The following is a 13,064-nucleotide window of genomic DNA, read 5'->3' as shown; positions in this document are numbered from 1 at the left end:
TAGTGAACAAACTGCGCGGCGGTCTGAAAATCGCAGCTGTGAAAGCACCTGGTTTCGGCGATCGCCGTAAAGCAATGCTTCAGGACATCGCGATCCTCACAGGCGGTCAGGTTATTTCCGAAGACCTCGGCATGAAGCTTGAGAACGTGACAATGGACATGCTTGGTACTGCCAAGAAAATCCAAATTACAAAAGACGAAACAACTGTTGTCGACGGCAATGGCGAAAAAGCGGAAATCGAAGCGCGTGTTGCCCAGATCCGTGGCCAGATCGAAGAAACAGCGTCTGATTATGACCGTGAGAAGCTTCAAGAACGTGTTGCGAAACTCGCAGGCGGCGTTGCTGTTATCCGCGTTGGCGGCATGACAGAAATCGAAGTGAAAGAGCGTAAAGACCGTGTTGACGATGCACTGAACGCGACCCGCGCTGCGGTTCAAGAAGGTGTTGTTGTTGGTGGTGGTGTTGCTCTTGTTCAAGCTGCAAAGTCACTTGACGGCCTTGAAGGCGCAAACAACGACCAGACTGTTGGTATCAACATCGTTCGCAAAGCAATCGAAGCGCCTCTGCGCCAGATCGCTGAGAACGCTGGTGTTGACGGTGCAGTTGTTGCGGGCAAAATCCGTGAGAGCGAAGACCTGACATTCGGTTTCAACGCGCAGACTGAAGAGTATGGCGACATGTTCTCCTTTGGCGTTATCGACCCTGCGAAAGTCTGCCGTACAGCGTTGCAAGACGCGGCATCTGTTGGTTCCTTGTTGATCACAACAGAAGCAATGGTTGCAGACGTTCCTGAGAAGGGTGGCGCCGGTGGCGGCGGCATGCCTGACATGGGCGGAATGGGCGGCATGGGCGGCATGATGTAAATCAGCCCTCCATCCGGAGACTATATTGGGGTCGCCTTTGGGCGGCCCCTTTTCTGTTTGGGGTCTTGAGCGGGTGAAAGTGCTTAGAGTTTTAGGAACCAAGGCTTTTGTTTAAAGATTGTTCATGGCTTGGGGGTTTAAGGCATGCAGCAACGGCATTGCGGTTGCACGTGAACACTCACGAAGCAGGACCAAAATATGATGAATGCAATTTCTGGCTTTAGCCATGCGACCCAAGGCCTTCAGGTTAATAGGGCGGTCATAGAACAGCAAAGTCAAAAACTGACCGAGTTTTTAGCGGACTATGACACCAGTAACCTAAGTGACGAAGACGCAACAGAAATCGTGGCCCAAGTCAAAGAGCTAGGAATCAATCCGGGTGCGGGGCTTGCGGATGTGCTAGGCGCATCGGGCATTGATGCAAAGGCTTTGGCGGAACAGGCAGGGCTTGGCAAAGCCGCGGGTGCAGGTGGCCCTCCAGGTGGCAAGAATGGTCCGCCCCCTCCTGGTGGGGCAGGCGGGGGCGCGGACGTAGATGACGCGCTTGTATCGCTGTTCTCTGAAGCGGTGGAAGCTTATGAGAGTTCAGATGAGGCAGAGTCACTTTGGGATGTCCTTGAACCAGCCTTGCAATCGGCGGGATACGATACATCAAAGTCGGTGATCGATTTTCGGGCTTAAAAAAGGGCTCGGATGGTTTTGGGACAGATGTAATCCAAGATCAACTCTTGCGGCGTGGTCTGAAATTTGGCGATTGCTTCAATTGTGAGGGTGTCCAATGCACCAGCCATCAATTTGAAGACCTTGAAATCTGCGTCTTAGCCATGTGCAGTTGACCGAGACTTGTCTTTTGTACGGCGAGCATCGCAGGTGCCCCGAACTTTGGGTTTCCGAACACCGATATTTGCAAGCCTAGCTATTCCATGCCCACGCTTAGACCCTAGCTGCAAGACCCACGCGTACAAGCATTTTTACAAAGGCTTTTTTCCAACCTTCATTTAGTTACATGTGCATTACGTAAGTTGCACCTACGTAAAGAAGGCGTGTCAGTCTGTTTGATAGCGCTTAACAAAATCAGAAAAATTTTTGCGAAACAGATCATAAAGTTGTGTTTTGTTTAGAAAATCCCAAAACCTTGTTTGCTAAATGAGGCTATTCCGACTATCGCAGTCGGGATAATGAACAAACGAGCAGCCCATGTCCGTAGATCCACGAATGACCAATCACAAGAATGCGCGCGAGTGGGTTTCTGTTCTCGCTAAATATCGCGAGCCGAATACCTTGCGAAGCAGTTTTGAACTTGGGGTCAGTTTCGTACCGTTCGTGGTGCTCTGGGCGATGGCGTGCTGGATGGCTTCGTTTAGCTACACTGCAGCCTTTGCTATTGCGCTCTTGAATGGCGGTTTTTTGCTACGGCTTTTTTGTATCCAACACGATTGCGGTCACGGATCATTCTTTGATAACCGAAATGTAAGCGATTGGGTCGGTCGTGCGCTCGGCGTTGTGACGTTGACCCCTTATGACGTTTGGCGCCGCACGCATACGATCCATCACAGCCATGCCGGCGATCTTGATCATCGTGGTATCGGCGATGTGATGACGCTGACTGTGGACGAATACAACGCGCGCACGCCGTTTGGTCGTTTTATGTATCGCTTGTATCGCCATCCTGCCGTTTTGTTCGGTCTTGGGCCAACCTATCTGTTCATCTTCCAGAACCGCTTGCCGCTAGGACTTATGACGCAGGGGTCTAAATACTGGATTTCTGCGATGGGAACAAATGTTGCGATGGCCGTGATTGCCTTTTTGATCGTGTATTTTATCGGTTGGCAGGCGTTGTTTCTTGTGACGTTGCCAACGATTATTTTGGCCGCTTCCATTGGTGTTTGGCTCTTTTACGTTCAGCATCAGTTTGAAGATACGCATTGGCGTGAGGGTAAAGATTGGCAACTTCATGAGGCCGCGTTGCACGGTAGTTCGCACTATGATCTGCCTCCAGTGCTGCGCTGGTTCACAGCGAACATTGGCATTCACCACGTTCATCATCTTTACAGTCGCATCCCGTTTTACCGTTTGAATGACGTGTTGCGCGATCATGAAGAATTGGTTGATTGCGGGCGTATGACACTGATGCAGAGCTTCAAATGTGCCAAGCTCGATCTCTGGGATACAGAACGTAACAAACTCGTTTCGTTCAAAGAAGCCAAAGCCTAAAGCCAGCTTGGGCAGCAATGCCCGATTGACTCTTCGTCGCTCTTCTAGGATTTTGGCCCCAAGGGGTCAGCGAATGCCCCGTGAGGCTTAGGCCCAAGCTTCGCGTCCTAGATTCACCCCCAATTGGGAGGACGCGACATGACCGCTCCAAATATGATCACTTGCGCACAGCTTTTGCGCCGTATCGGGTTGCCCGATGCACCCGTCTTGATAGATATCTGCATTGATGAAGACTTTGCCGAAAACCCGAGGTTGATCCCGACCGCGTTTCGACACCCTTTCAAAAAGATTGAACACCTTGTTCCAGCCTTGCAAGGGCGCAAGGCGGTCGTCATTTGCCAGAAGGGCAAGAAATTATCACAAGGCGCGATGGCGATGTTGCGCACGCATGGGATTGACGCGGAAGCGCTGGAAGGGGGCGTTGTTTCTTGGGCTGAAATGGATGGCCCAATGATCCCAGCCGCAGCCCTGCCTGATCGCCCAAGCCTGTGGGTGACACGGCATCGCCCGAAGGTGGATCGCATTGCGTGTCCTTGGCTTATTAAACGGTTCGTCGACCCGGGCGGGCGGTTCCTTTTTGTTGGCCCGTCTGAAGTGATGAATGTCGCTGAGAAATTTGACGCTATTCCCTTTGATGTTGAGGGCGCTGAACTATCCCATGGCGCAGAGACGTGTAGCTTTGATGCCTTGTTGGAGCGGTTCGATTTGAAAACACCCGCTCTTGCCAAGATGGCCGAAGTGATCCGTGCAGCTGACGGAACACCAAACGCGACATCACCGGAAGCAGCGGGACTGCTGGCCATGTCTGTGGGTCTGTCACGTATGTACAAAGATGACTTAGCGCAGCTTGATGCGGCTTTGCCTTTGTATGATGCGCTCTATCGTTGGGCGCGGGATGGACAAGGTGAGCGCCATGATTGGGCGACGCATGGGGGGACGAAATGACCCCTTTTTCTGAACTCTTTCGAACCTTTGGTAAAATTGGCTGTTTGTCTTTTGGTGGCCCTGCCGCGCAAATCGCGCTCATGCACAAAGAATTAGTCGAAAACCGAAAATGGCTTTCGGAGAAGGATTTCCTGTCCGGATTGTCCTTTTGCATGCTGTTGCCCGGACCTGAGGCGATGCAACTTGCGACCTATTCGGGGTGGCGTTTGCGCGGCACTTTGGGTGGTTTACTTGCTGGACTACTGTTCGTTCTGCCAGGCGCATTTGTGATCCTAGCGCTTGGTGCGATCTATGTGAGTTACGGCGATGTACCGCTGGTGCAAACGCTTTTCCTAGGGGTCAAAGCGGCGGTTTTGGCTATCGTGATCGAAGCCCTCATCAAAGTCGCGAAACGTGCATTCAAAATGCCGCTTCATTGGGCGTTGGCACTGGCCAGCTTCGTTGCGATTTTCGTTTTCGCATTGCCGTTTCCAGCGGTCATTGGCGTGGCAGCGCTGATTGGTTATTTAACCACGCCCGCAGCGGCGCAAGTTCCGACGCCGACAGTGCCTATCTTCCAAACACTAAGCACTGTCACGATATGGCTTGTGATCTGGTGGATACCGATCCTTGTTTTGGGTTTCGTCCTTGGTCAGGACTTCCTGTTCCAACTCGCGCTGTTCTTCTCCAAACTTGCGACAGTCACCTTCGGCGGCGCATATGCGGTTCTGGCCTACATGGGGCAGGACGTGGTGCAATCGCTTGGGTGGGTCAGCGCTGTTGAAATGATCGACGGCTTGGGCCTTGCGGAAACGACACCGGGGCCATTGATCCTTGTGACGGAATTCGTTGGCTTTTTGGCGGGGTTTAATCAGGGCGGCATTGGCTTGGCCATCGTCGCTGCATTGGTGACGCTCTGGGCCACGTTTGCCCCCTGCTTTTTGTGGATATTTGCAGGAGCGCCTTACATCGAATGGATGTCGGCACAGGCGCGTTTGAGCGGAGCACTCGCCGCGATCACGGCTGCTGTCGTAGGTGTGATCGCCAATCTGTCGATCTGGTTTGCGCTCAACGTGATCTTCGCGGTAGTGGAACGAACGTCTTTTGGTTGGATGCCTGACCTCTCCACCCTTGATTGGCGCGCTTTGGTTCTCAGTCTTGTCGCTGCGGTTTTGTTGCTGCGCCTTCACTTTGGATTGCTAAGTGTTCTCGCAATTTCCGCGCTGTTGGCGCTTGGAGTGACCCTTATATGAAACTGTTTTGGCTGGTCGTTTTGACCATGACAGCCTTCGCGTTCAATTCCGTCTTGAACCGACTTGCGCTTGCCCCGGGGAATACAGGCCCTGCTTCTTACGCCGCCATTCGACTGGTTGCGGGCGCGATCACACTGGCGGTTTTGGTTCAGATGCGCGCGCGGTCTTGGCCAGCCATTTCCAAACACTCCTTTTGGAGCGCGGGCATGCTGACGCTCTATGCGCTTGGTTTTTCCTTTGCCTACATTACGTTGCCAACAGGCGCGGGGGCCCTGATACTATTCGGGGGGGTGCAGGTCATATCCTTTGCGATCGCCCGTGCGAAAGGTCAGGCCATTGGCCTGCTCAGCTGGCTTGGAGCAATCCTTGCATTTGGTGGGCTGTGTTATTTGCTTTGGCCCGATGAAAGTGCCTCAATTGACATGTTCGGTTCAGCCTTGATGCTGGTCGCAGCATTGGGCTGGGCGCTTTATACAATGGCGGGTGCGCGCAATGCAGATCCCTTGGGCGCAACGGCGCTTGCCTTCATCCTTGCGGCGCCGGTCGGAATTCTCGCGTGGGTCATCCTACCCGACAGTGCGAGCGCACATGGCATTTTCTATGCGGTCATTTCAGGGGCTGTCACCTCTGGGATGGGCTATGCGGCATGGTACAAAGTCTTGCCGCAGATCAGCATTCCGACCGCGGCTGTGGCGCAATTGACGGTGCCAGTTATTGCAGCAGTGGGCGGTGCGCTTTTCTTGGGAGAAGCGCTTACGTCGCGTTTTGTCCTTGCGAGTTGTTTCGTGCTCTGCGGCGTCGGTTTGGTCATTTATGAGCAATCCCGCCGGAGTAAAGCGGCATAGGCAAGGGATTGCGCATTGTGACAAAACCCTTTTGTCACTGCGAAAGAGTGCTTAACTGATAGGTATGTTACGTTTTGCACTCGCCTTTACCTTGCTCCCCATGACCGCTGCTGCGGATTGCGTCGTGCTGTTGCATGGTCTGGCACGCACTCAAGCGTCCTTTGCTATCATGGAAGAAGTCCTTGAAGAACGGGGATTTGACGTGGTGAGCCCTGGATACCCTTCGACCAAAGCGACAGTGCAAACGTTGGTGCAAACCACGCTGCCACAAGCGGTTGAAGCGTGCGGCGCGCAAACAGTTCACTTTGTGACCCATTCGATGGGCGGTATTTTGTTGCGTGTTTGGCTCAAAGATCATCGCCCGGACAACCTAGGGCGCGTTGTGATGCTGGCCCCCCCTAATCAAGGTAGCGAAGTCGTCGATGTGTTCAGTCCTGTGGATGCGTTTGAGTGGATGAACGGTCCTGCGGGTATGCAGCTTAGTACAGATGAAGACAGTCTGCCCAATACCTTGCCACCAGCAGATTTCGAACTTGGCATCATTGCTGGCGATCAATCGCTGAACCCTTTGTTTTCATCGATCATTGAAGGGCCGGATGATGGCAAAGTTTCGGTTGAATCTACGAAACTTGAGGGTATGACAGCGCATATGACCCTGCCGGTGACGCACACGTTCATCATGAACAATTTCCGCGTGATTGGCGAAACGATCCTGTTTCTAGAGAACGGGGCATTTGATCCAGATTTGGATTGGCGCGACGTGGTAGAAGCCGCGATTGAGGAATTTGCAGATGGTGATGACACCCGCTGAACTTACGTTTGAAGGCGCAGACGTTCTGCGCCCCGAGGGTTTAAGCGATACGCCACTGACAATCTCTGACGGACACATCCAAGCCGATTCCACGAAAAGGCGCGTTGATGCGCGCGGGTTTCGGATATTGCCCGGCATTGTTGATATTCATGGCGATGGGTTTGAGCGGCATCTCGCTCCACGACGCGGCGCGATGACTGATATGCGGGCAGGCATTGCGTCTGCCGAGGCGGATTTGGCCAGCAATGGGATTACGACAGCCGTGATGGCCCAATTCTATAGTTGGGAAGGCGGTCTGCGTGCCCCAGAATTTGCGCGCAAATTCCTGAATGCATTGAGCGTGACACGGGCTGAACAGCTCACTGATATGCGCGCGCAATTGCGGATCGAAACGCATATGATGGACGACTACGCCGATATGCTGGCGTTGATCCAAGAGCACGCGATTGAGTATGTCGTTTTCAACGATCACATTCCGCACAAACGTTTGGAAGAGGGACGCAAGCCGCCCCGCTTAACGGGAACTGCCCTGAAAAGCGGTCGTAGCCCCGAGGCGCATTTAGCTTTGATGCAAGGCTTACATGCTAGGCGCGCAGACGTGCCGGCTGCGCTTAAGCTCTTTGCCAAGGAATTGATCGACGCGGGATCTTTGATTGGGAGCCATGACGATAACACCGCAGCGCAACGCGCAATGTTTCGGGACATGGGCGCGCAGATTTCAGAGTTCCCAGAAACGCGCGAGGCTGCTGAGGCCACCCATGAGACAGGGGGTAAGATTATTCTAGGCGCACCCAATGTGATGCGCGGCGGAAGTCACGCGGGCAATGTCGCGGCGGATGAATTGATCGGCGATGGGTTGTGCGATGCGCTAGCGTCTGACTATCACTATCCAGCGCTGCGCCAATCAGTCGGAAAGCTGATCAACAACGGCGTTTGCGATCTGCGGCGTGGTTGGGCCATGTTGTCTAGCGGGCCTGCTGCCATTTTAGGGCTTACAGATCGTGGTTCTTTAACAACGGGTTTACGCGCTGACTTGGTTGTCGAAGAGATTGAAACAGGCCGGATCGCAGCGACGTTCGCAGGCGGCCATATCACCTATCTTCAGGGTGAATTTGCGGCACGTATTTTAGCTGTTTAACGCGGGGCGGCCGCGCGGCGCAGACGGTCATTGATCGCAGCGCCAAGTCCTGCCTCGGGGATTGGCGCGACGGCGATACGATCCCCCTCTCGCGCATCAAGTGCATGAAGATGCCCGAACAGGCGTGCAGCCGCTTGCGACAGATCACCAGATTCCGACAGGTTGAGATCACACTCCATTTGCCCAAACCCGAGGGTTTTTTCGCCAGCCTCCCAAGAACTGGCATTTAGTCGAATATGCGCGTTGGGCGCGTAATGCGAAGACAGTTGACCGGGGGCTGTTATGTCGCCAGCGATAGGGTCGTGCAAAGGCGCGCCGAGCACCTCTTCAATCGCTTCACGAGGTACGCCACCAGCGCGTAGCAGGGTCGGCGCGTCGGTTAGACCAACAATTGTTGATTCAAGACCGACAGCGCAAGCGCCCCCATCTAGGACCGCAGCAATCTTGCCCGTTAGACCCGCCAAAACATGCTCTGCTGTGGTTGGGCTGATCTTTCCTGAAGGGTTTGCCGAAGGCGCAGCGACAGGGCCATCGAAAGAGCGCAGCAAACCCTGCGCTAAGTCACCAGCGGGAACGCGAATTGCGACGCTTGGTAATCCTGCAGTGACCAATTCGCTGAGGCCGGCATTTGGTACGAGAGGCAAGACCAAAGACAGCGGGCCGGGCCAAAAGGCGTCGGCCAGACTTTGCGCGGTGTCTGACCATTGTCCGAATGCGCGGGCGCTGTTTGCGTCAGCCACATGGATGATCAGCGGGTTAAAGCTGGGTCTGCCTTTGGCTTCATAGATTGCAGCGACGGCCAAACCGTTGCGTGCATCTGCACCAAGCCCGTAAACCGTCTCAGTCGGGAAGGCGACACAGTCTCCCGCTCGCAGCAAATCAGCGGCTTGCGCCACATCTTGGGCTGAAAAACCGAGGTGTTGCGTCACTTTGGCCATCCTGTTCTGACGTTGCGTTTACGTTGCGTGCGCGGTGCGCGGATTTGTAAGGTAGGTAGAATTTGATCAAGGCTTACTTGCCTCCGCGCAGTATTCCAAGCATGACCTTCGCGCAAAGCGTCTGTTGTAAGAAAAATAGAGAGACTAAACCGATGTCCTACCGTGCCCCAGTTCCCGATTACCAATTTTTGTTCGATCATGTCGTTGGTTTGGATGAGGTTATTGCCCAAGAGCGTTTCGAAGATGCGACGTCTGACGTCACTAGCGCAATTTTGACCGAAGCGGGCCGCCTGAGCGACGACGTCCTCGCCCCGCTTAATCGAAATGGCGATCTAACACCTGCATACTTGGAAAACGGTGTAGTGCGCACTTCTCCGGGGTTTGCGAAGGGATTCGAGGCGATTGCAGAGGGCGGTTGGATCGGTATCTCTGCGGATCCTGAATACGGTGGCATGGGGCTGCCGATGACGGTGACGACTGCAGTCAACGAGATGATGGCGGGTGGCTGTTTGTCTTTGCAACTTGCGCCGCTCATGTCGCAAGGACAGATCGAAGCATTAGAGCACCATGCATCGGATGAATTGAAAGACCTCTACCTGCCAAAGCTGATCTCAGGTGAATGGACAGGCACGATGAACCTGACCGAGCCGCAAGCAGGCAGTGATGTTGGTGCGCTGAGTTCCAAAGCAATTGCCAATGACGATGGTACCTTTGCGGTGACGGGTCAGAAGATTTACATCAGCTGGGGCGATCATGACGTTGCAGAAAACGTGTGCCACCTTGTGCTAGCGCGTCTTCCTGATGGCGCTGCGGGCACGAAGGGCATTAGCCTCTTTTTGGTACCAAAATATCTACCTGATGATGCGGGCAATCCGGGCGTTGCGAATACGCTCAAGGTGGTGAGCCTTGAACACAAGATGGGTCTGCACGGCAGCCCGACCGCTGTGATGCAGTATGATGGTGCCAAGGGTTGGCTCGTTGGCCGCGAAGGCGGCGGTATGCGCGCGATGTTCACGATGATGAACAACGCCCGTCTTGGTGTTGGTGGTCAAGGGATTGGGGCTGCAGAAGGTGCGTTCCAAAAAGCGCTGGAATACGCGAACGAGCGTAAGCAAGGACGTAGCCCGATTGAGGGCGGTACTGGCACGATCATGGATCACGCTGATGTGCGCCGCATGCTTTCGACGATGAAAGCAGATATTTTCGCGGCCCGTGGCATTAGCCTTATGTGCGCGGCTGCGATTGATATGGAGACGGCGACTGGTTCAAAAGAATGGGGCGCACGTGCTGCTGTGCTCACGCCGATTGCAAAAGCCTTTGGCACCGAAACAGGTATGCGGGTTTCCGAAACTGGCGTGCAAGTGCATGGCGGCATGGGCTTCATCGAAGAAACCGGTGCGGCGCAATTCTACCGCGATGTGCGCGTCACGGCGATCTATGAGGGCACCAATGGTATCCAAGCGATGGATCTTGTCGCGCGCAAGTTGATGGATGGCGGTGATGCGGCGTTTGCATTGCTCGATGAAATCGAATCCTTTACCGAAAAAGCCCGCCAAGATTGCCCAACTCTGGGTGAACCGCTCTGGGATGCCACAGAAAGCCTGCGCGAGACGACCGAATGGATGCTGGCGCAAGACGCTTTGAATACGCGGTTCGCAGGTGCGGTTCCATATCTGATGGCGTTTGCACGGGTCTTGGGTGGCTATGTGCACCTCAAAGCGACAATGGCCGTTAAGGGTAAAGGGCCACGCGCAAAATTAGCGCGTCTTTACATGACGCGTTTGTTGCCTGAGCACATCGGTCTTTTGGCAGCAGCGCGCGCTGGCGATTCTGATCTCTATTCCCTGAGCCCCGATGAATTGGCCAGTTAATGGCTGAACCGCTTGATAAGATCGGGTTTCCTTGGGAGACACCCCCTGAAGGGGCTGAGGCGATTGAAGTGGCAAAGGGCATTCTTTGGATGCGTTTGCCACTGCCGATGAAGCTTGATCACGTCAATGTCTATGCGTTGGACGAGGGCGATAGCTGGACCATCGTTGATACGGGCTTTGACAGCCGTAGAACACGTGAGCTCTGGGCTGAAATCATGGCTGGCCCGCTTGAGGGAAAGCCGATTTCACGGGTGCTTGTCACGCATCATCATCCCGATCATATCGGGCTTGCTGGCTGGTTTCAGAGCGAACATGGCGCAGAGCTCTGGACGACGCGAACCGCTTGGCTGCTAGGGCGGATGTTGTTGCTCGACAAGACGGAAAAGCAAAGCGCGGAAACGCTTGCGTTTTATCGAAGCGCGGGCATGGATTCAGACATCTATGCACAGCGCGCAGAGGAACGCCCGTTCAATTTTGCGGATGTCGTTGCGCCGCTTCCTGTTGGGTTTCACCGCATCAAACAAGGCGACACGATTCGCGCTGCGGGGCGTGATTGGGATGTGCACATGGGCAATGGGCACGCTCCAGAGCATGCAACGCTTTGGTCGCGCGATGACAATTTGGTGATTGCGGGGGATCAAATTCTTTCCTCGATCAGCCCAAATGTGGGTGTATACGCAACCGAACCTGACGCTGATCCGCTGGGTGAATGGCTGGAGGCGTGCGAGCGGCTCAACACATTGGCGCGCCCGGATCACCTTGTTTTAGGCGGTCATAAGCTGCCTTTTACTGGATTGCCGCTCAGAATGCGCAATTTGATTGAAAACCATCACAGCGGTTTGAAGCGTCTCGAGGAACATCTCGCGACACCCTCGACTGCTGGTGAATGCTTTGCCCCGCTGTTCAAACGCAAGATTGGTCCCGCTGAATATGGTCTGGCATTGGTTGAATCTATCGCCCATGTGCAGCACCTTTGGCTGGAAGGACGGGCCACGCGCGAAAAACGCGCAGATGGCGCTTGGGTTTACAGCTGCGTGCGTTAACCGCGCGCAAGGAGACGACTATGGACGATAAGATCAGCACCTCTGCAGAGGCGGTTGAAGCGAGTGCGCTGCCACGACGCTTTGAAGCGCATACCAAAGATGGAAAGAGCCGCGACGAGCGCACAGAAGGATTGGGCGGAAAACCTGCTAAATCCAAAAGTCCTGCGGAATGGGCGTATGAACGGCTCATCCTCTATATCCAGAATTTCGAAGAACAATTGGACAATGAGCATGAAGTCGCGATGGGCTTTACCGGTGGTGACGCAGGCGTTCTGAAAATTGAGGGCATGGGGTTCTTTGATCCTGATATTGTGACTTTCTATGGAACGGACCCAACGGGTGGCAAAACACAGTTGGTGCAACATGTCAGCCAGCTCAACGTGATGTTGCGTGCCCTTCCGAAAGAGGTCGAAGCAGAAGAGCCAAATCGTATTGGTTTCAAGCTTGCGCGGGAAATTGCATAAACCTTAATCAATTTGAGGGGTGCGCGCGTTCGTCATAGGTGACAGCCGCCGCGGAATCGGCTAACCAGCGATCAACCAGTTTTGAGGAGAAGATCAATGTCAGATCATAAACACGGCGAGATGGATATTTCCGTTCAGGAAAAAACCTTCGAAGGCTTTATTAAATACGTCACATGGGGCGCAGTTGTCTCCATCGGTATTTTGATTTTTGCTGGTCTTGTGAACGGCTAAAATCAGTCCAGCGCGTCTGTATTAGGGCGCGCTGCTCCGCTGGGGGGCGGCCTTTTTATGCGTAAGTTTATTCTCTTTTTAATGCTTCCATTGATCCTCGCTGCATGTGGGGCAAAGTCTGAATGGGCCTCTGACGAGATTGTCTCTCGCATGGCTTACCGTGAACCGGGCGCACCGACGTTGACGCTGGTGACGATGATTAACAATCGATCCGGCGGAGGCGCGCACACGGCCTTGGTGATCAACGCCTCGCAGCGCGTTATTTGGGATCCAGCAGGATCATTTTCCCATCCTCGCATTCCAGAGCGCAATGACGTGATTTATGGTGTGAACCCAGAAGTTTACAACGTCTACAAAAGCGCACATGCGCGTGAAACGTTCCATGTCGTGATGCAAGAAATTGAAGTTTCGCCAGAAGTGGCTGAAAAAGCTTTTGCTCTTGCGCGCCAAATGGGTCCCGTTGGTCAAG

The 13,064-nt window shown here is 54.0% G+C and carries 13 protein-coding genes and 1 pseudogene; 13 read left to right on the top strand and 1 reads right to left on the bottom strand.

The window, feature by feature from the left end; translation table 11 throughout:
• The 8 genes from groEL to ABJQ89_RS00580 all read left to right on the top strand — a co-directional run.
• Positions 1-863 (top strand): chaperonin GroEL (gene groEL / locus ABJQ89_RS00615; protein WP_348494343.1); only part of this gene is annotated, 863 nt, incomplete at its 5' end.
• A 198-nt stretch (positions 864-1,061) separates the two neighbouring features.
• Entirely contained in the window at positions 1,062-1,544 is a 483-nt protein-coding gene (locus tag ABJQ89_RS00610) for a hypothetical protein (protein WP_348494342.1), read from the top strand.
• A 516-nt stretch (positions 1,545-2,060) separates the two neighbouring features.
• Entirely contained in the window at positions 2,061-3,077 is a 1,017-nt protein-coding gene (locus tag ABJQ89_RS00605) for a fatty acid desaturase (protein WP_348494341.1), read from the top strand.
• A 138-nt stretch (positions 3,078-3,215) separates the two neighbouring features.
• Positions 3,216-4,022: a chromate resistance protein ChrB domain-containing protein gene (locus ABJQ89_RS00600; protein WP_348494340.1), complete on the top strand. Its 807-nt coding sequence runs from the start codon at positions 3,216-3,218 to the stop codon at positions 4,020-4,022.
• Positions 4,019-5,254: a chromate efflux transporter gene (gene chrA / locus ABJQ89_RS00595; protein WP_348494339.1), complete on the top strand. Its 1,236-nt coding sequence runs from the start codon at positions 4,019-4,021 to the stop codon at positions 5,252-5,254. The genes ABJQ89_RS00600 and chrA overlap by 4 nt, the downstream gene beginning before the upstream one ends.
• Positions 5,251-6,099 (top strand): DMT family transporter, encoded by an 849-nt coding sequence (locus ABJQ89_RS00590; protein WP_348494338.1) that lies wholly within the window; start codon positions 5,251-5,253, stop codon positions 6,097-6,099. Before chrA ends, ABJQ89_RS00590 begins: the two co-directional genes overlap by 4 nt.
• 64 nt (positions 6,100-6,163) lie before the next feature.
• Positions 6,164-6,910 carry an alpha/beta fold hydrolase gene (locus tag ABJQ89_RS00585; protein ID WP_348494337.1) on the top strand — a complete coding sequence of 249 codons (747 nt, stop codon included), beginning with the start codon at positions 6,164-6,166 and terminating at the stop codon, positions 6,908-6,910.
• Positions 6,891-8,048 (top strand): alpha-D-ribose 1-methylphosphonate 5-triphosphate diphosphatase, encoded by a 1,158-nt coding sequence (locus tag ABJQ89_RS00580; RefSeq protein WP_348494336.1) that lies wholly within the window; start codon positions 6,891-6,893, stop codon positions 8,046-8,048. The genes ABJQ89_RS00585 and ABJQ89_RS00580 overlap by 20 nt, the downstream gene beginning before the upstream one ends.
• Here ABJQ89_RS00580 and ABJQ89_RS00575 read toward each other — a convergent pair.
• Positions 8,045-8,986, bottom strand: a complete 942-nt coding sequence (locus ABJQ89_RS00575; RefSeq protein WP_348494335.1) for an L-threonylcarbamoyladenylate synthase — start codon at positions 8,984-8,986, stop codon at positions 8,045-8,047. The two genes, ABJQ89_RS00580 and ABJQ89_RS00575, sit on opposite strands and share 4 nt — an antisense overlap.
• Before the next feature lie 152 nt (positions 8,987-9,138).
• Here ABJQ89_RS00575 and ABJQ89_RS00570 point away from each other — a divergent pair, with 152 nt between their 5' ends.
• From ABJQ89_RS00570 to ABJQ89_RS00550, 5 genes and pseudogenes are all read left to right on the top strand, one after another.
• On the top strand, positions 9,139-10,857 hold the full coding sequence (locus ABJQ89_RS00570) for an acyl-CoA dehydrogenase (protein ID WP_348494334.1): 1,719 nt from the start codon (positions 9,139-9,141) through the stop codon (positions 10,855-10,857).
• Positions 10,857-11,900, top strand: coding sequence for an MBL fold metallo-hydrolase (locus ABJQ89_RS00565; RefSeq protein ID WP_348494333.1), 1,044 nt, complete (start codon positions 10,857-10,859; stop codon positions 11,898-11,900). Before ABJQ89_RS00570 ends, ABJQ89_RS00565 begins: the two co-directional genes overlap by 1 nt.
• Before the next feature lie 20 nt (positions 11,901-11,920).
• Positions 11,921-12,364, top strand: a complete 444-nt coding sequence (locus tag ABJQ89_RS00560; protein ID WP_348494332.1) for a DUF6173 family protein — start codon at positions 11,921-11,923, stop codon at positions 12,362-12,364.
• Between the two features lie 96 nt (positions 12,365-12,460).
• Entirely contained in the window at positions 12,461-12,595 is a 135-nt protein-coding gene (locus tag ABJQ89_RS00555; protein ID WP_348494331.1) for an aa3-type cytochrome c oxidase subunit IV, read from the top strand.
• Positions 12,596-12,652: 57 nt separating this feature from the next.
• Positions 12,653-13,064, top strand: a pseudogene (locus ABJQ89_RS00550) (hypothetical protein); the annotation flags it as partial.

It is taken from the genome of Planktotalea sp. (assembly GCF_039984035.1).
Taxonomy (GTDB): Bacteria; Pseudomonadota; Alphaproteobacteria; order Rhodobacterales; family Rhodobacteraceae; genus Planktotalea.
The sequence above is the reverse complement of the archived record's forward strand: the minus strand, read 5'-3'. Positions and strand labels throughout refer to the sequence as shown.